Below are 20,291 nucleotides of genomic sequence, written 5' to 3'. Positions count from 1 at the left end.
CAGGACGTCCAGGTCCACGCGGACAGCTCGGATGCGGTGATGCCGCCGGGCTGCCCGGTCTCCTCGTTCTCCTCGGTCTTCTCGGGCTTGACGATGTCCGCGGTCCTGCGGAGTTCCGCGATCGTGACCTGCTCGGTCTGCGAGGTCTCGGTCAGGAACTGGAAGCCGAGCGTGGTGAAGGTGTCCTTGGACCGGGACGCCTTCCCGGTCGTTTCGGTCTTCTGGACCTCCTGGGGCTGCCCCGTCTCCGGGGCGGAGTGCGTGACGGCCGGGACGTCCGATTCCTGTGTCGTCTCCCCGGCGCGCTTGACGAACTCGATACGGAGGAGCGCCACGCCGCCGAAGAGCGAACCGGGCACCTTCGTCTTGGTGGCGGTGCCGGTACGGCTGGAGCGCGAGCTCTGGACCACGACGTCCTCACCGTGCTGCTGCTGGAGCTGTCCGGTGAGCTTGCCCGGTACCTGTTCGGCCAGCGGCGCGACCTGGCCCCGAGCCGTGTGCGTCGAGCTGGTGCCCTTCGACTTCACGTCGGTGACGGTGCGGGTGACGTCGGTGCCGACGTTGAACTCCGTCTCGGCGGTGTCGCTCATGTGCCACATCGACGCGACCTCGGCCTGGAACAGCACCGATCCCAGATCGCCCGTCAGCGGGATCTCCAGCGGTTCGCCGTTCATCGCCGCGGTGAGCTGCTCGTGCAGCACACCGAAATCGACGCGGGTCAGCAACTGCGTACGGACCTGCGGCCAGTCCTCGCCGTAGACCTCCTCGCCCCTCTCCTCGACGGAGGCGTAGCCGGCCACCTTCTGCCGGAGCAGGTCCTCCATACCGCCCAGCCGGTTGCCGTACAGGTCGGCGGGGTACACGTCGACGACGACCTCGGGAGCGCCGATGGCCAGCAGCTCATGCGTGCGCGCCGGAGGCAGCCGGACGAGGTCCTGCTCCGTGCTGCCGTCCTTGACGGAGCCCTTCACCGAGGCGCCGGTCCAGTCCGGGACGAGCAGCGTCGCGGGCACCGGCACGGTGCGCACCTTTCCGGCCTGCGGCGTCTCGGTCCGGGAGCCGTGCTCGGACCGCTCACCGGTGTCGTCCTGTGCGGGCAGCGTCAGCTCCTCGCCGCGGAGCGCGCCGAGACCGGTGGCCGTCACCTTGGAGAGGTCGAAGGTGAACTCGGCGACGGCGCTGACCCGGAACGCGGGCATCGAGGTCTTGGCGCGGGCGAACATCCGGTCGGTCTGGTCGCTGCCCTGACCGGTGGGGCTCTGGATCCGCCGGCCGGTCGAGAGGTCGATGCGCACAGTCGGCAACTGGACGCGGAACCCGGCGCCGTACGTGAGGAACCGGCCGCTCTCCTTGAGGTGGCTGACGCCGGACGCGGACTCCGCGCCGTTCTCGAACTCGACCTTGGGCACGACACCGGTGGTCTCCGCGTCGCGGAAGGTCACACCGACCTCGACCTCCCCCTTCCAGCCCGGGACCTCGATCGGCACGTACCGCTTACCGCCACGGCTCATGGTGGAGACCCACGGCTTCAGCTCCTCCGTGCCGAGGTAGGGGAGGATCTGCTTCCGCGCCTTCTCGGCCGCCGCGTCGCCGAACGCCGCACGCAACTCGGCCATCAGCGCCTCGACCAACTGGTCCTGGCTCGTGCCGAGTACCTCCACCAGGCCGTAGGCGCCGAGCTGCCCCTTCGGGAGCAGCTCCGAGGAGACGGGCTCCTGGGACGCCGGATGCTGCTGCGACGTGGTGGCCGAATCCGTCGCCGGGACGGCCGTCGTCTCGGTCCCGACCGGGCGCAAGGGCTGCTTCTGGTCGGATGCGGACGCCGAGGTGGTCTCCGTCGGGTTGAGCGCCTCTTCCGGCGGGGTGACCGTCACCTCCGGCGGGGCGAGCGTCTCCTGCTGGGAGGAGGACGCCGACGGCGCGGGCGTCACCTCTTGCTGGGAAGCCGGCGCCGGTCCCGTGGCCAGGTAGTGGTCCTGGCCCTGTTCCAGGCGGACGTGGACGAGACGGATCGGCTGGACGCCCTCGACGAGGGCGTCGGAGCCGAGGCCGGTCCACGTGCCTGCGCCCTGATGGAGGAGGGAGACGGGAAGGTCCGGGAACTTCAGGGAGAACAGCAGCGGGACGAGGTCGCCGGCGACGGAGTCGTAGTGACCCGGGGCGGCGATGAACTCCTCGAGCTTCTTGTCGGCCCCGGAGCCCTTCAGGGCCTCGCGCCAGGTGGCGATGTTGAGGGACCCGCCCGCCACGTTCTCGCGCAGCTCCTCCCTCAGCTCGCCGTCGGAGCCCTCCGGGTGCTGTTCGAGGTAGTCCTTGAGCAGCTCCACGAGCAGTTGGTCCGAGGCGGACGGCGTGAGCCGAGGCTCCTCCTGGCGGGCATCCCGGTAGAAGTCGGAGAGCGGCGCCGTCAGTTGCTGCCAGAACCGCAGGTCATCCCCGGCGAGCATGTCGGCGAGTGCCGCCTTGAGCTCCTGGCGCACCTCCATGGCGGCGAACCGGTCCAGCTCGCCCTGCCGGCCGTGTGCGAGGAGGGTGGTCTTGATCGCTTGGAAGAAGCAGTCACCGTCGGCCGTCACAGGGAGGGGCTTGAGTTCCTCCTGCGTCAGCGCCGAAGCCTGCTGGTCGTCCACTCGCAGTTCGGGCCACGGGCTGGGGGAAAGCTGCTTCTCGGACGGGTGTGCTTCCTGCTGGGCCGCTTCCTCGTGTGTGGCACTCTCCTGCGGTTCGGGATTCAGGACGGGGTCGGTCTGGACCTTCGCGTCGTGCTGTTCGGTGTGCTGCTCCTCGCCGTGGCGCGCGGACCCCTCCGACACCACCGGCGGGGCGGCGGCCGTGAGCTGCACGAGGCCGTTGACCGTGGCGCCCCAACTGACCTGGTGGCCGCGGGTGAGCGGGTCGCGGTCCAGCTCCGGCCGGACGTAGGTGGCGACGAACTCGTCGCGGGTCAGGACGGTGCCGAAGGCGACGACGTCGTCGGCGTTGGCGGCCGTGACGTTCTCGCCGGTGTGCTCAACAGGCTCGACCTGCCAGGTCAGGGTGGACTCCTCGGCGTCCACCTGCTCGGCGTGGAGGAGCTGGAGCAGCAGCTCGTCCTCCGGGCCCGTCGCGTGGCGCGGCGGCACGTACCAGCCGGACGGTGTGCGGATGGCGTGCTTGTTCGTTCCGCCGAGGTCGCCGAGGTTGCGCAGCATGCCGACCGGGGTCAGGCCGATCTGCAGCAGGTCATCGACGAGGAAGGTGGCGTCGTAGGTCTTGCCGCCCCAGATCAGGGCGCCGAGCGCGTTGCTGGTCTCGATCGTGATGCGCACCCGCCCGGCGAAGCGGCCGAAGTCGTGGAGAGGGGTCTCCATCGCCGTGCCCTCGACCTGGTGCATGTTCCAGCCGCCGCTGCCGTTGGCCACACTCCGGGACTGCGAGTGGGCCAGGCCGCCGCTGGCGTTGCCGCTCTGCTGGTGGGGCCAGGTGTGTCCCGGTTCGGCGGAGGCGCCGACGGCGGTGCTCAGGCTCCGGGTCGTCGAGAAGCCGTTGTGCTGGGAGCCGTAGTCGCTGCGCTCGACGGTCACCGGGCGGGCACCGCGGAAGGTGCCGGCCTCGACCGGGAGGATCGACAGGGAGATCCGGCCGATCGTGTCCGCGAGGAATTCGTCGACCGTCAGCAGGTCGACCGGGACCTCGACGGGGATGCCCGTCATGCCGTGCTCGACCAGGTGATGGTTGAGCACGTTGGAGTTGACGATCTTGCGGAGCACGTCCTGCGCGGGCTTGCCGCGTCCCGCGAGGTTGGCCAGCGGGCCAACGTTGACCGCGTTGTCGAGGAACGCGTCGAAGAGCGCGCCCACCGCCTCCGGGTTCATCTGGAGCACCGCGTGCTTCAGCGCCAGGTCCTCGGCGCTGATGGAGTGGTCGGTCTCGGGGCGCCGGGAGGCGGGGAACTGCTGGGTGACGGCCGGGGCGGGCCGCGGCGTGCGGCCGGCGTCTTCCGTGGCGGTCGGCAGATCCTCCAGCTCCGAGACCGCGACCACCACTTCCTCGGTCAGCCGGACCTTGCGGACCTCCGGACGGTACGTCTCGGGCTGGGCGAGCGCGGCCAGCGGACGGAGGGGCGCGGCGAGCGGGGAGAGGCGGACGGTGTCCAGCACGGATATCTCCAGCACGTCCTCCACCGTGAAGGCGACCAGCGGCCCGCTGAGGGTGAGGGCGTCGTGGCGGCGCGTGGCCACGCTGTGCGTGGCCTTCTGCGCCGTCGACCGGCCGCGGGTGAGGGAGAGCAGGGACTCGGAGAGGTTCAGTCCGAACTTGTGGCTCTTGCCCTGCGACTTCTTGTACGCCACCTCCGAACGGACGTTGGACTGGGTGTACTTGCTCACCGTGCCCTCGAAGGGCGTGCCCTTCCGCGACGCGACGGCGCCACGCTTGAGACGCAGCACGATCGCCGACTGGTGCTCGTGGAGGAAGCCGCGCGAGGACGACGGGTGCAGGACGACGCCCGAGCCGCGCAGGGCGTCGGTCATGCTGATCAGCGAGTGCGGGTCGAGCAGGATGTCCAGGCAGTTGGTCAGGCTGGTGCCCGGGGCGTGGAGGTCCCACAGCGCGTTCCGGCTGCCGGGCGCGTGCTTCTCCAAAAGCGCGTTCAGCTCGCTCATGATCTGCGTGTGCAGCGCCTGGGCGTCGCCCTGCGCCGGCCGCAGCGTGTCGGTGACGGTGGTCAGCGGCAGGTCGTGCGAGCGCAGCTTCTCCGGGACGGCGGGTGTGGCGGTGGGGGCCGTGGCCGTGCCGGAGCCGGACGTCTGCGGCTCGGCGGTCGCCGGGTGGTGCTGGCGCAGGAAGCGGATACCGTCCTCGATCACCAGTGGCTCGCCCACGGGCCGCGCCTGCTCCTGCGTGGTGTCCGTGACCGTGTTCCGCGCGGTGGTGACGCGCTCCTGCTTCCAGGTGCCCGCTTGGTTGTGGTCCTCCCGGACGACCGTGACCTTCCAGGTGACCTTTGCCTTCCGGAGGGAGAGCGGCACGTTTTCGCGGATCACGAAGTGGCCCGGGTTGATGTTCCGGATGTGGGAGTGGCCGCGTTCGCGGCTGTCGGTCACCGCGGCGGTGTAGGAGCCGCCGAAGGCCAGGGCGCCCGAGCCGCCGGTCAGGCTGACGGTGTGGCTGTGGTTGCGGAAGGGATTGCTGGTCGTCACCGAGTGCGTGCTGACGAACCCGGTCGAGTTCTCATGGGCGTTCATCGTGTTCAGCAGCACCGGGCCGTCGCCGGACTGCGTGATGTCGGAGACCTCCGCCTGGAGCGCCAGCCGGAACCGCTTGTCGGTGAACGTCCCGTCGAGGAAGAACCCGCCGGCCGTCGAGTGCGACGCGGTGTTCAGCACGGCGATGAGCTGGTCGGCGGAGACCAGCGACTGCACCTGCAGCTCCGCCAGCGCCCTCGGCACCCCAAGCTGCTCGTACAGCACCTTGGCGACGTGCTCCCGCACCTGGGAGACGCCCAGGACGTCGATGATCCGGTCGCGCTGGACGAGCGTACGGGCATCGTCCCCGTGCTCCAGGACGGGCTCGGTCGGCGCCGGGGCGGTTTGCTCCTGAGGGGTCCGGAGGGGGGCCACCCAACGTCCCTCGCCGGTGAGCGGCGGCTCGGTGTGGCTCTGGGGCTCGGTAGCGGTCGGGACGTAACTGCCGTCCCACTTCGCCCAGGTACGGGCCAGTGCCCGCTCGGCCCGGTTGATCACGCCCTGCGGCTTCAGGCGGTACACCGTGACGGACGGCGTCAGCTCCGTCTTGAAGGTGTACAGCACGTTCTTGTTCTCTTCGGACGGCGGCAGCATGTGCCCGTCCAGCCGGTAGGTGTAGTACGAGCGCGTCTGGTTCCGGGCGTCCGTACGTGCCGCGGTCGCGCCGGCCGCGTAGCCGCCCGTGGCGGTCGAGCCCAGGTTCGCGGTGGCGGAGATGTTCACGCCGATGCCGGCGCCGCTGGACGCGGAGGTGCCGACGTTGTACATCGCGGCGGGCTGGTGGTCGAACCCGAGGTTCTCCACGAGCTTGGCGTCCACGGGGACGGGGACCCGCCTGCCCCGCAGTTGGTAGACCACGACCTCCACCGAGTTGTCGGCGAGCTGCCGGGTCTGCGTGTGGGAGATGCCGCTGTCCGAGAACAGATCCGTCTGCTGGCTGTTCAGCGACTCGGGGTGGAAGTAGGTGTCCAGGAAGGTGGACCGCTCCCGCATCTCCTCCGGGTTCCATGAGGGGATACCGGCACGCTTCTCCGCCGTCCGGAGCGCGCGCAGCATCGCGCCGCGCACGCCTCCGGCGCCGGAGACCCCGGCGGGCGCGAAGATGCCGAGCGGCCCGGTCGGCCGGTTCAGCTCCGCCGGCGGCTCGTACTGCTCCGTCTGCTCCTCGGCCGGCGCGGTGGCCGGTGCGCCGACGGTGGAGTCCTGGGTGAGCGGGGCGGTCCGCTGGGGGGACGCGGCGGCGGACTGCCCCTTCGCCGCGGAGATGATCCGGTCGAGCCCCTTGCGGAAGCCTTCGGCCAACTGCTTGGGGACGCGCACCACGACCCGGACGTCCGCGGAGTGCTCCCGGGAAATGGGGGCCTTCTCGGGCGCCCCGGAGTACTCCTCGGAGACCATGTCGAGCCGGACGACCAGCTCGAACGGCACGGTGTCGCCGTGGAACCGCAGCGTCTGCCAGTGGCCGCCGCCGACGTCGTAGGACGTGGAACTCCCCGAGGTGGCGCTCGCCTCGACGCTGATCGCGCTCTTGCCGCTGAGCGTCGCGCCCTGGGTGTTCGGTGCCAGTGCGACACCGGCGGTGAGCGCACGGCTGCTGCCGGCGGAGGAGGTGCCGCCGCGCAGCGCCAGCTTGCGGGCGTTGATGGTCGTGGGGACGTCCGTGGCGTCGCCCGTCTGCTCGGCGGAGAGAAGGAAGCCGCGCAGGGACAGCGCCAGGGTCTCGCCGTTCGCCATCCGGAACGCCGGCAGCTTGGTCTCCCCGCCCATGATCCGCGTGAAGTCCGCCATGACGGTCATCTCGCTGAGCCGGTTGTGCACGTACTCGTGCAGGTCCGTGCCGGGGCCGGCCTCCAGGAACGCGCGATGCAGCGCGTCGTGGGCGTCTTCGAGGCCACCGATCTCCTGCGCGACCGGCAGGGCGCGCAGCAACTCTTCGTTGAGCTGGGTGTGGACGGTCTCCGACACGCCCTCCGGCAGCTTCTCGCTCTGCCAGGGAGTGCTCGGCGTGTTCGCCGCCTCCGTGGTCAGTTGGGTCGGGACGGCGACGACGAGATCGCCCGACTCGGCGGACACGGTCGTCTTCCCGCCGCGCGGCGTGGTGCGGACCCGCAGCGAGACGTCGGGGAGGGAGAAGTACGTCAGCTTCCCGTCCAGGCCCACCGACGGGTTGGCGTACATCAGGTCCTGGGCGGTGCTGCTCTCGCCGGACGAGGACTTGAACTTGGCGCTGAACTGCGGGGAGATGCCCACCGCCGCCGCGAGGGCCTTGCCGGAGTCACCGATGCTGACGGAGTTGTCCGACGAATGGCCCATGCTGCGGGAGCTGAACGCCTGGCGGTACGCCTCCTGGTTGCCGATGTTCTTCTGCGTGGGCGGCTGGACCCACTGGCTGAACGGCTGGTAGTCGTCCTCGACCACCGTCGCCTTCTCGCGGTCGACATCGCGCAGCGCGACATGGATCTCGTACTCGCGGCCCCCGGCCTTCAGCTTCAGCGTCAGCCCGGCGCCCAGCAGCCGCTGTACGAAGCCGCGCGGACGGTGGAGATCCACCAGCCGGTGGATCTCCGCGCGTACGGCCCCCGGCAGGCTGAGGGGCGCGTCCGCCGGCAGCAGGCCGGCGATGGCGTCGGCGGGCGTGTCGTACGTGTCCAGGCCCCGCAGCCTGCCTGTGGCGTGCGCGGCCTCCTTCGCCGGGTCGTGCGGCTGCGGCTGGGCGTCGAACCGGATCCCGGCCAGGGAGACCGGGGTGACGAACAGCCCCATCGGGAACCGCTTGTCCTGCGCGAAGCTCCGGGGGAGCCGGGCGGGCGGCGGCACGTCACCGTCCATCTGGGACGCCGTGCCGGGAATGTCTTCGACGTCGAGGGTGGCCTGCTGTTCCTGCTCCGCCGTCCCGGTGGGTTCGGTGACCTGCTCCGGCACGTCGGCGACGTGCGATGCGGTGGGCAGCTCGGTGAGCTTTCCGATGATCCCGGACCGCAGGCCGGAGAAGTCGTCCGCCTTGTCGTCCAGGGCGAGCAGGTCGGGGGAGGGGTTGCGCAGGGTGCCGTCGGCCTTCAGGTCGATGCTGGCGATGAGGGACGCGTCGAGGGGCGGCAGTTGGTCGGTGGAGTACCGGACGTTCTCCCCCTTGGAGGTCCAGAAGACCGAGCCGTCGACGTTGCCGAGGAACAGCTCGTGCATGTCGCTGCCGCTGTACGTCAGCACCATCGCGGCGGAACCCGCTCCGGCCTCCGTCAGCTCGTCGGCGATCTCCGCGATCACCTTCGGCAGGGAACCGGAACGAACGGCGTAGGCGAGCTGGAACCGCTCCCTCTTCACGAGCGCCTGGTTCGCGCTCTCCGTAACCTCTTCGTCGCTCTCGGTGTCTGCCTCGGAAGGGAGCGGGGCCGTGGACCGGGCCGGCGGCTCTTCGAGAATGCTGGTGGAGGTGGGCTGCTGGTCCTCCTCGGGAAGAGGCTCCCCCTGGTGGGGGTCCTGCGCCGACTGCGTCACCGGCGTCCCCACATCGACGAAGCGGTCGAGCGCGGCGAGTACGTCGACGGGCTGCTGCGAGCCGGTGCCGCTCTGCGCGGTGGCCGACCACTGCGCGGGGTAGAACGCGCGGAACTCACCGGGCTTGCCCTGGGCGTCCGGATAGAGGAGGAAACTGAATTCCTTCGTCCCCGACGTCGGCGCGATCACCGTGCTGGGGGCCGCGACCCGCAGACCGGTCTTGTCGGCGATCGTCTGCGCGATCGACCTGCCGTCCTTGTCCACGGCTCCCGCCTCGCAGGCGGCCAGCACGATCCAGGCGTCAGGCTTGAGGTTCCGGATGCTGGGGCGCCTGCGGAGCATGTCGCCGACCGCTTCCGCCGTGGCCTGAACGTACTTGTCGCCGACCGGGACCTTCAGCCAGCTCTGATTGCCGTGCAGCAGCGCCAGATAGAGCTGATCGCCCGCCTGCCACGGTGCGAGGCCGCGGGTGGCCAGCGACACCGTCTTCGGCTTCTTCGGGTCGAACTGCGCGAAGTGCCGGTTCTTCGGGTCGAGGTCGTGGAGTGTCCGGGAGCGTTCGCGCAGGTCCTCGTCGGTGTGGTAGGCCCGGCCGGCGGGAGCGCCCGCCATGAAGATGGGCAGGCTGTTGAGTTCGGAGAATCCGACGCGGGAGCCGTCCATCGTCGTCAGATGCATGTCGGTGGTGTCCACCTCGTGGATCGCCACCTCGTTGGGGGAGTGCTGCGCGAACCACGCCTGCACGTCCGGGTGCAGCCGCGCGGACGGCGGGTTGACCGTCCGCGGGTCGTGGTGGGCCGCGTACGCCTCGGCGAACCACTCCTCGGGGTGGGAGAACTGGTAGTTGGACACCGCGTGCTCGCGGGCCGAGGCGAGGTAGCTGATCCAGTTGCCGGTGTACTTGTCGATCTGGTGGATACGTCCGTCGATCGCGAACGAGACGCCGCCGTCGTCCAGCGTCCACGGGTGGTTCAGCGCCACCGCGACCCGCTCGGCCAGCTCCGTCAGCTTCGCCGACAGGTCCGCGTCGTCGCCGGCCAGCTTCGACGGCATCGCCGCGACCTGCTGCGGGTCGGGGGCCAGGTCCTCCCCCCGCGGCTTGATGTGCTCCGCCACGCCCGCGACCAGCTCGTCGTGCGCCGGGTGGTCGGTGCCGACGCCCACGGCCTTGAGGTACGTCCCGGCGAGTTCACGGAGCGCCTTGGGGCCCTGGTGGGTCCGCCAGCCGCCGAACATGTCCTTCCCGGAGTCCGTGGACTTCCAGTTGAGCCGTGTCTCCACCGCGTGGCCGATCTCGTGCCGCAGCGTCCACTCGACGAGATTGCCCTGGGCCAGCACGTCGGAGACGCCGCCCATCACATGGCGGCGCGGGCCCCGCAGCCCCAGGACCTCGGAGTAGCTCAGCTCCGGGTAGCCGCCCAGCGCGACGGTGTCCATCAGCCACCGCTGGAGGGCACCCTCCCGGCCCAGCTCCGTGTACAGCCAGGACGGCATCCGGAACGGACGGCTGAGCCGGATGTGCCGCTTGGCGAGGACGTAGGAGCTGGTGGCGTTGCCGCTGACGTCGTGCACCAGGGAACCCAGCCACGGGTTGCCCTTGAGGTCCTCCTCGGGCAGGCCGTTCAGCACCTTCTCGATGCGGTCCAGCATCGAGTGGCTGAAGTGCGGGCCGCCCTCCTCCTCGGGGCCGATCGTGATGCCGAAGGCGTCGGAGAGCTGCTGCTCACGCTCGACCGCGCCGGTGTTGCGCAGCCACGCCCCGATCGTGCGGCCCGTGGCGGGCAGGGACAGCGCGGCGCCCTGGGTGTGGTGCCTGGGGGCGGCCACCTCGTCGTCGGAGAGGGTCTTCACGTCCGTGAGCTGCTCACCGGTGAGGTGTGTGAAGGCATCCTCGACCGCCCGCACCTTGCGCGGATCGCCGGCGAGGCCGGTGAGCGGGGACAGCGCCTCCTCGGCCGGACCGTTCTCACGCCGGAACCGGAGCTGGAGCGCGAAGGCCTGCACCTGCGGAAGGGCGGAGGTCTGCACGCCTTCGGCGATGTGCCGCAGGTCGATGTCCCACTCCTCGCCCGCCTCCCGCGGGCCGTAGAAGTGCGCCAGAACCTCCATCGCCACGGCAGGCTCCAGCGCGCCGGCGGCCTGGGCCTCGGCCACCGCGGTGGGCAGGGTCTTGCCGAGCAGCTCGAAGAAGACGCGGTCGAAGTCGTCGGTGGCGTAGATGTCGACCGGTACGGGGACGGTGGCCAGCAGCTCCCGCAGCAGGTGCCCCAGCGCCGCCTGGTCGTCGTCGGCGGACCGCTGCCCGCTCAGCACCGACCACATCTCGTACGCGATCTGTTCCGGTGCCCACGCGGTGACGTTGTCCGTCGTGGCCCCGCCGTCCGGCAGGAGGTCTCCGGACGACTGCGCCTGGGGCATGCTGAGCATGCCCGCCGGTCCGTACAGCGAGGTGAGACCGGAGGACGTCAGCTTCGGCTGCCGCTGCACGGCGTCCAGCGCCTGCGTGGTCCGGTTCAGCTCGTCCTGTGCCCGGTCGATCCGCTCGCGGGCCTGCTCCAGGCCCGCCGTGGCGCCTTCGGACGTGCCCTCGGACTTCCGGGCGGCGTCGACCAGGGCGTCGTACGCCGCCAGCGCCGAGACGACCTCCTGCTCGGCGGCCTTCTTCTCCTGCTCGGCACGGAGGAGGGCGGCGGTGCTGTCCTCGGCGGCCTCCACGGCCGCGCCGGATGCGGCCTGGGTGAGCGGCTCGGAGGTGAGCTGCACGGTGGTGGGCTGCTGCGTGGGCGTCTCCTGCGGCGTCTGCTGCTGGGTGACCTGCGCCGACTGCGGCGAGGTCTCCGGCGCCGGCGTCTTGGTGGCGGACGCCTGCCGGGCCTTCTCGTGGGCGTTCAGCCAGAACGCGGAGAGGTCATGCGGCGCCCACAGCGCGCGGTAGACCTCGAAGAAATCCTGCCGGTGCCCTTCCGCGAGGCGGGCGAGAGCGGTCTCGTCGATCTCCCGGCCGTCGGCGAGCTTTCCGTACGCCTCGGCCGCGGCCTGGAGCGCGTCCGGGGTGTTCGCCTCGAAGTCCAGGTGCTCGGCGAGCCTGTCCCGCAGCCGTTCGGACCGGCGCTGCCAGTCCGGGAGACCGCCGATCAGTTGCTCGAACGAGGACGACCGGGAGAAGGAGGAGTGGAACGCCTCCATGAGACGCCCGCGGAAGGCGTGGGCGGCCCGCTTGATCGCCTCCGGCGACAGCGTGTTCTCCGGGGAGAGGGCCTGCCACTCCGCGAGTTGCCCGGCGAAGACCTCGGGGGCACCCATCAGCACGGACCATTCGGCGACGGTGGACGCCAACCGTGTCCGGACCTTCTCCGGTGCCAACTGCGCCGCGTACCGGGCCTCCCACCCGGCGACGGCGGCCTTGCTCCAGCCATGGCCGAAAGCCGCGTCGAACGTGGCGCCGACAGCGGCCGCGACGTCCAGCTTCACCAGTCCCGCAGCGGTCGGCAGCAGCGCCTGCCGTACGGACTCGGGGATGTGGGCGAAGAACTCCTGTGCCGGGCCCGACGGCTGGTGCAACGCCTCGGCCGCGGCATCGACCCCCTTCAACGCCCGGGCGACGGAGGCTTCCCGTGCCAGCGCCGTGGCCGTCCAGTCGGGGAGATGGGCCAGTACGCCGTCGTATGCCTGCTGCCACTCCGCCGTCGCTTCGGGGGTGTCGCCGTGCACGGCCGCCTCGTGATGGGCGAAGGCGGTGTTCAACGCGGCGTGCATCCGCTTGCGGACCCGCTCCGCCGACGCCGGGGACAGGACGTGCTCCTGGACGTCGAACGCCGTCAACAGCGCCTTGTGATGGTCCGTCAGATGTGTGGTGACATCCTCCCGCAAGGCGTCGAACTGCCGGTCGGCGCGCGCGAACTCGGACGCCTTGAAGGCCCGCAGATCCAGGGCGGCGGGTAGTTTCCCGGCCAGCTCGGCCACGTGCTCGGCAGCGAGTTGCTCCTTATCGGACAGCACCGGGCCCTGCGCGTGATGCTCCGTCGCGAACACCGCGAGGACCTGGGCATCGAGCTGCTGCGCGAAGCGCGCCCACTCCTCCTTCGCGACCAGCTCGGTCAGCTCGTCGTCGAGGGTGAAGGCCGAGCCGGTGCGCTCACCGGTGGTCAGGGCCTCGCGCCAGGACCGCACGGCGCGGTCGAACGCGGCGCTGCCCTCCCGCAGTGCCTTCGCCCGGGCGTCGGACCATTCCGTGCCCTCCTGCGGAGACGGCGGGTGCTCCTCCTGCGCCTGGGGCTTGGCGGTCTCCGGAGCCTGTGCGGCAGCCGCGGCGTCCTGAGCGGCCTCGTCGAGGAGGCCGGTGTACTTCGCCCGCAGCCGCTGCTCGGCGGCGTGCATCGCCGCCACGCGCCAGTCGTCGGAACCGGCGTACGAGGGGACGGGGGTGAAGCCGTCCTCCTCCCCGAGCTGTCCGGGGTTCTCCCGGAGCTGGGCGCTCTCCTGCAACAGGGCGGTCTGCCGTGCGTACCGCTCCTTCACCGCCGGCAGCGTACGGGGGTTCTGCTCCAGCGCTTCGAGGGCCTCCGCCCTGAGGTTCGCGACCTCGGCGGTGTACCAGTCGGCGGTCTCGCCGCGGGGGGAGATCCCGTGCAGCGAGAAGGTGGAGTCACCGAAGAACTGCTTCAGATCGTGGGCCAGTCCCCCCATTACCACGGCGTGATCGGTCAGATGCAGCGCCCTGGCCCGGTACTGCCGGGTCAGCTCGGGCGACGGCTGCTGCGTCCCCTCCTCGGAGATCTGCGTGAGGCGCGTCTCGATGTACTGCTGCTCCAGCCGGTCCAGCTTGCTGTCGTACCAGTTCCGGGCCCGGTCGTCCCAGTGCGCCTGGTGGCCGCCGAGGTCATTGCTCCACAGCAGGTGGCGGATCACACCGGGCCGGGGCGTGAGCGGGCCCTGCTTCAGTACGGAGCGGAACTCGTACCGGAGGTTCTGCCGCTGCCGCCAGTCGGCGTACCGCCGCTCCCACTCCTCGCGGGTCGCCTTCGCGGCGGCTTCGGCGGCCTGGACGTCGGTCGCGTGGTCCTGCTCGACGGCGTGGACGAAGTGGTCGGTGAACTCCCGCAGGAGTTGCCGGGCGGCGGAGGTGTCCCGGAAACCGTGGTCCGTCACACCGGTTTCGAGCTGGGAGTGGAAGCCCTCGGCACGCAGGAAGGCGGGACGCCGGACGGGCGCGTCCTGCTCCGCGGACTGCTGCGCGGCGGTGTCCGGCACGCTCTTCTGCGCACCGGTAGCGCCGACCCCGTCCTGCTGCGTGAGGGACGGCGCCCCGTGGACCTGCTGCGGCGCGTGGATCTGCTCCTGGACAGGGAGCTGCTCCACCTCGACCTGCTGCTGCGGCTTCGGAGCCTGCTCCTCGTACGGGAGCTGCTTCTCCACCTGGGTCTGCGGCTGGAGCTGTTCCTGCTTCTGGGCCTGCCCTGGAGTCATCTGCTCCGAGGTGGTCTGCTGCGCGGTGTCCTGCGTGTGCTTCTGCTCGGCGGTGTGGTCCGGAAGCTTCTCCTGCTGGAGCTTCTCCTGCCCAAGGGAGTGCTGCGTGGTCTCCTGGACGGCACCACCGTCCCGCGACGCGCCGGGGCCGCCCGCTCCGCCCGGCCCGGAGGTGACCCCCTCCGCGGTCTTCAGCCGGTTGGCACGGAACTTCTCGGTGCCCTGCAGGAACGCGTCGGAGGTGTTCTTCTCCGTCGTCAGCCACGAGGCGAGGTCGTCGGCGGTGGGGTTACGGAAGTAGTCGTCCAGGGCGACCCAGTCGTTGCGGAAGGCGTCCGCCACATCGGCGGTGCCGTGCCACCCCTCGGCGGGGACCGGGTCAGTGTTCGCCAAGTTGTTGCCGAACTTGGACGCGTAGACCTCGCCCGCCTCGAAGGTCGCCGCCTGCCGGAAGGCGTCGCGGTCGAGGTAGGTGTAGCGGTCGGCGAAGAGAGTGTCGGCTTCGTTGCGCCACTCGCGGAACGCGGGGTCCAGCTCCCCGCCGAGCATCATCGACTTGCCGGTGCGCATGTCGCCGAGGTGCTTCTCGGCCGCCTGCTCCAGCTTCTTCGCCAGCTCGTCCGCGACGCGGTCCAGGGTGGCCTCGTCATAGTCGCCCAGCAGGTCGTTCTCGATGGCCTTACGGGTCTTCGCGATCTGCTCGTCGAGCTCCAGGTGGTACTTGACCCGGTTGGCGAGGGCCTTCTCGTCCACCATCTGGGCGACGGTGTTCCGGCTCCGGCGCTCCGCCTCGTCAAGGGCGGTGAGCCATGCCCCCTTCTCCTTGGGGAGGTTCGCGAACGCGTCGTTCACCCCGGCGCCGAGGTCCTTCTTGAGACTGTCGAGCGCCTTGGCGAAGGGCGCGTCGTACACGGTGATGTCGTGCCAGTCGGCGGCGTCCTCCAGCTTCGCCTCGATGTCCGCGAGCACCTCCTGCTGCACCCGGATGTGCTCCCGCAACCGGTTCGCACTGGCGTGCAGCACCTGGTCGACGGCCTGTTGGTGTCCGATCCCGTCGGCGGTGAGCTGCCGCATCTCCTTGTAGGTGTCCAGGAGCTGACTCTGGACGGTCTGATGCCAGCCCTCCCGGCTGGTGCCGCGGAGGACATCGTCGTTGCCGATGTGCGAACCAGGCCCGGTGACGTTTGCGTCGTGGTACGCCATGACCTCGTCGGTGTACTTCGCCACCTGCTTCGCGAAGTTGAGGCGATCGGCGGGGTCACCCAGTTCATGAAGGTCGGCCGGCGTCAGCTCCGCACCGTCAGCGGCGTCCAGCTTCGCCTGGAAGTCCTCGGTGTACTTGGACTTGACGAGACCGACGAGATCGTGGGGGAGCGGCTTGTCCTTATACGCCGGACCGGCCAGGTGGTCGTCGAACGCCTGCGTGCTGTGCGGGTCGCCCTGCCCGCCGTGGACCTTGTCGAAGCGCTCCGCGAGGCCGTCGAGGTGCTTCTTGTGGATGTCCCGCCAGGCTTCGTACAGGGGCTGCTGCTTCCCGGCGGTGCCCTTGCCGGGTATGGGGGCCTCGATGAGCTTCTTGAACTCGGCCTGGAGATCAGCCGTGACCTCTTCCACGACGGTCTTGATCTCCGCCGGGGTCAGCTCGTACTTGGAGGGGAGCCCGAGCAGCTCACGGTGGTTGTTCCGGTACTCCGCCCTCCGGAAGGAGCCCACGTCCATGTACTTCTTGCCGGCCACGAACCGCTGCTGGGACACGTCCCAGTACTTCTTGCCGGCCACGAACCGCTGCTGGGACACCTCCCAGAAGGTGGCGGCCTGCTTCACTTCGTCGGCGATCTTCAGCAGATGGATGTTGCGCTCCTCCGCAACGTCCAGGACCTGCTGGTAGTGGCTGACGAGCTGGGCCTTGGCCGTGGTGTGCTGTGCTGCCAGGCCAGGGTGCTTGTACGGTTCCCTCGGGACCGCGGGAGTCCAACTGGCACCGCGCAGATGACCGTCCGCGTGGATCTCGTCGAAACCGGACATCCACTTGTGCTGGAACTCCGCCTTGAGCTGGTCCAGCAGGACGGGGTCCATGTCGCCCCGCCCCCCGATGAGGTCGCGCCACTCCCGCTCGGCGTCGGAGGCCACCTTCGGCAGCATCTCGGCGGACTGCGCCAGGTCGTGCGCCGAGCTCCGCAGGTCCTGGAAGGACTTGTCCAGCTCGCTCAGCGCGCCGTTGGTGCGTACGGCGGAGTAGCCGTCGGTGCGAAGGCCCTTGCGGACGTAGTCCACCATGTCCTTCGCGCGGTCGTTCAGTCGGGACTTCACCCAGTCGCTCTGGGCGCCGAGGTCCTGCGGGGCCTTCGAGTGCGGTGTAAAGGGGGTGTTCGGTCCCCATTCCTCGACGGGGCCGTCGAATGCGGGCCGGGTGTGCGGCTCGGGGGCCTTGGCGCCGTTCGGTCCCCATTCCCCGACCGGACCGTCGAAGGTGCCCTTCGGCTGCGGCGAGTGCGGTGACGCCATGGGGTCGCGCGGGTTCCACAGGTCGTGGACCTTGGCCTCGAACCGGTAACGCTCGGGAATGCTGTGATCCAGCTTGGACAGGCCGGACGCGGCCTCCGCGGAGATGCCGGACGCCTCGGCGCCCACGGGCTTGTTCTTGATGTCGGCGAGCAGACGCTCGGCGTCGTTCTTGAGGGAGGCGTGGACGCTGGCGGTGTGCTCCGGTCGGCCGGCGGTCCCGTGGGGCAGGTCTTGGAAGGCGTCGTTGCGGAGCGACTTGCCGAGGGCATCCGGCAGTTCCGAGACGAACTGCCGGACGTCCTCGGTGGCCTTCAGCTCGGCTTCCAACTGCCCGACGATGGTGTCGTGCTCGCGGCCCCACTTCCTGAGCGCCCGGTCCTCGGCCGCCTTGATCTCCGCGCTGCTGAGCTTGGACGACAGCAGCTTCTTCGACAGCGTCTCGGCACCGGCCTCGTCGACCATGCCTGAGAAGTGGTTACGGGCCCCCGCGTGGTAGCGGTCCCCGATCGCCTTCAGCTCGCTGTGGGACCACCCGCTGCCGGTCTCCGCCACCGCGGCGATCTTGCTGTCGATGTCCGCGTACGTCTTGCCCAGCGCATCTTCGAAGAGAGTCTTCCGGAGCGTGCGGTCGAAGATTCCGTCCTTGACGTCCTCGGCCAGGCCGGTGAAACGGTCCCGTGCGTCGGGGACCATGTAGTGCGGCTCCGTCTTCAGCGGCCCGTGGGCGCTCTGCGCCGCGTGCTCCAGGCTCTGGCGGTACTCCTTGAGGGCGGCTTCGGCGAACTCCTGGTCGAGGTTGCGCCACTCGCGTGCGGCCTTCTCCACGAGGCCGTCGATCTGGTGCGCGAACTCTTTCTCCAGCTTGTACTGCATGGCGCGCCCGCGGAAGGTGCGGCCCATCCGCTTCAGCTCACGCTGCCACTCGCGCTCGGCCTTGGCGATCTGCGTCGCGGTCGCGTCGCCCTTGGCGTGGAGCTTGCCGAAGATTTTCTCGTGTTTGGCCCGCAGGTCCTGCACGACGGTGTCGAAGACGGTCTGTCGCTCGGTGCTGTCCAGGCCACGCAGGGCTTTGGACGTCTGAGTGGTCTTGGTGAACTTGTCCCGGATGTTCGTCAGGTCGCGTTCGAGACCCTTTGACACCAGATCCTTGAGCTGCTCCGCGGTCTTCGGCCTGTCGGCCGCCTTCTTCTCCACCGCGGTGAGCTTGTCGGAGAACTCTTTCTTCACCGCATTGCTGTGTGCCTCCCACTCGGCCTGCCTGCCGGCCTTCTTGAGCGCGGACGGCGTCCCCGCCTGCTCCTTCGCCGCGTTGGGATGGGAGGTCTCGGGACGCTGCTGTTCCTGGGTGTGCGGGGTGTGTTCCTCGGCCTTGACGGGCTGCTGGTGCGGGGTGCTTTCGGAGGTGGTGTCGCCCTTGGCGCCGGCCTCGTGGTCCGTGCCGGTGTTCTTCTCGGAGGACGCGGAGCTGGTGCTGTGCTCGTCCTTCGCGGAGGCGTGAGTCTCCGTTTCGCCCTTGGCCGACGTGTGCTCGCCGGTCTTGTCCGCGGTGGCGTTCTTCGACGAGGTCTTCGTCGTCGACGTCTCGCCCTGGGCCTTCTTGGTGGTGGCGGACGTCTTCTCGGCGTCCTTCGTGACGGCGGATTCCTTCGACGCGTCCTTCGTGACGGCCGATTCCTTCGCCGGCTGGTCGTTCTTGGTGGCCGGGCCCTGGTTCTGCTGCTTCTCGCCTGCGCCGGTGGCCTCGTTCTTCGGCTTCTCGCCCGGGGCGGTGGTCTCGTTCTTCGTGGAGGCGCCGGAGGTCTCGTTCTTCGTCGTGGCCGCGCCCTGGCTCTGCTTCTCGCCCTGCCCGGTGGGCTCGTTCTTGGTGGTGGTGTTGGCGTGATCCGTCTTCGTGCCACCGGTGTTGCTGGTGTCCGCCTTGTTCGTCACGGCGGACTCGTTCTTGGTGGCGTTGGCGTGGTCCGTCTTCGTGCCGGTGTTCTCGGGCTTGTTGGCGCTGACGTTCTCGGGCTTGGCGGTGCCGGTGTTCTCCGCCTTCGGGGCGTTGCCGCCGGTGCCCTCGGTCTTGTTCCCGGGGGCGTGATCGGTCTTGGGGCTCCCGCCGGCGTGTTCCGTCTTCGCCTGCTGGGGCGCCGACGTCTCGTGGGTGACCTTCTGGGGCTGGCCCCCCGTCGGGACGGACTCGTTCCCGTTGGCCTTGACCGGCACATTCTCGGCGCCGTTGTGCTTCTGCTGGGTGCCCTGCTCGCCGGCGCCCGTGTTGTTCTCCCCGCCCTTCGCGGACTGCTCGGGAGCCTGGCCGGACGTCTCCGACGTCTTGGGGCTCTCGGGGGAGTGGGGGGTCTCGTTCGCCTTGGTCGGGGTGGTCTGCGTCGGCGACTGCCCCTGGCTGTCCGGGGTGTGCTTGTTCGTCGTGGCGGTGTTCGGGGTGTGCTCGTTCGAGACGGGCGGCCTGGAGGCGGGGGTGGACGCGGGCGTGGTCGTGGGGTGTTCGTTCGGGGCGGGCGCCTTGGACGTGAGCGTCGGGTCCGGGGAGCCCGTCGTGTTCTTGGGCCCGGTGGTGCCGGGGGCGGAGCCGTCGGGTCGTCCGCTGGTCGGGGTGGGGGACCCCGGGCCGCCCGGGACCTTGCCGCCGCCGACGGTCCCGTTGGGCGCGCCGGTCACGTTCTTCGGCCCCTCCGGGCCGCTGGTCACCGGCTTGCCGGAGGGCGTCACGCCGTTCGGCGGGGCGACCGTGTTCCCCGGGCCGAGGGCCGGCCCGGTAGTGCCGCCGCCCGGCGCGATCCCGCCGTCGGGTGCGTTGACCGTCAACGGGTGGGGGCTGTCGGGCAGGCCGGTGACGGGCGTGCCCCCGACTCCACCGCCGGTGGGCGCACCGGTCTGAGGGGCGTTGATCTTGGGACCTTCGACCGGCGCGCCACCGGTGGTCAGGTCGCTGAGGCCCTTCTTCGCCATCCCGATGCCCTTGATGCCCGGGCCGAGGAGGGCCCCGCCGCCGGCGAGGCCCATGTTGACGGCCTCGCCCTTCCACCAGTCGGCGCTCCCGAAGTCGGGCATCGGGGTGTGGGTGACGGCCGAGCCGAGGGCCTGCGCGGCCATGTCGAAGCCGAGCTGGGCAGCGGCCTGGATGGCGATGTCGGTGGCGACGCCCGCGGCGAAGACCGCCGCCGCGGCGGCGCCCTCGATGACCGCGCCCATGGCCTCGAGCACCGAGGTCAGCGCCGCGACGATCGTCTCCAGCGGCAGCAGCACCGCCAGGGTGACCGCGCCGATGGTGGGCAGGATGAACTCGAGCAGTGCCTTGATCGACTCCATCTCTGCGGCGTGCAACTCCTCCGCCTGCAGATTCTTGATGTAGTCACCGAAGGCGTTGATCTTGTTGCCGATGTTCCGGGCCTCGTCCACGGCCACCTGCATGCGCGCGTTGTGCAGGGTGTTCCAGGCGTCCTGGACGACGTTGTTGGCGTCGCCGCTCCACTGCATCCCATGGACGGCCGCGTCCATGGCCGTCATGTCCTCCCACATCTGGTCGCTGAATGCGATCCACGCGTTGCCGAGGGCGTAGATGCTGTCGGTGACAGTCGGATCGGGTTCGTACAT

General features: G+C 70.2%; 1 protein-coding gene (running past one end of the window). It reads right to left on the bottom strand.

The genetic code is table 11. The features are described 5' to 3' along the window. Positions 1–20,291, bottom strand: partial view of a hypothetical protein gene (locus ACGH2B_RS00975; RefSeq protein WP_399082478.1) — the beginning only. The gene continues 23,485 nt to the left of window position 1, outside the view; only the first 20,291 of its 43,776 coding nucleotides appear in the window; it begins with the start codon at positions 20,289–20,291; its stop codon lies beyond the left edge, outside the window.

Origin of the sequence: Streptomyces sp. BBFR2, assembly GCF_044497305.1 — a bacterium.
Lineage (GTDB): Bacteria > Actinomycetota > Actinomycetes > Streptomycetales > Streptomycetaceae > Streptomyces.
This window is presented reverse-complemented; position numbering and strand designations above follow the sequence as displayed.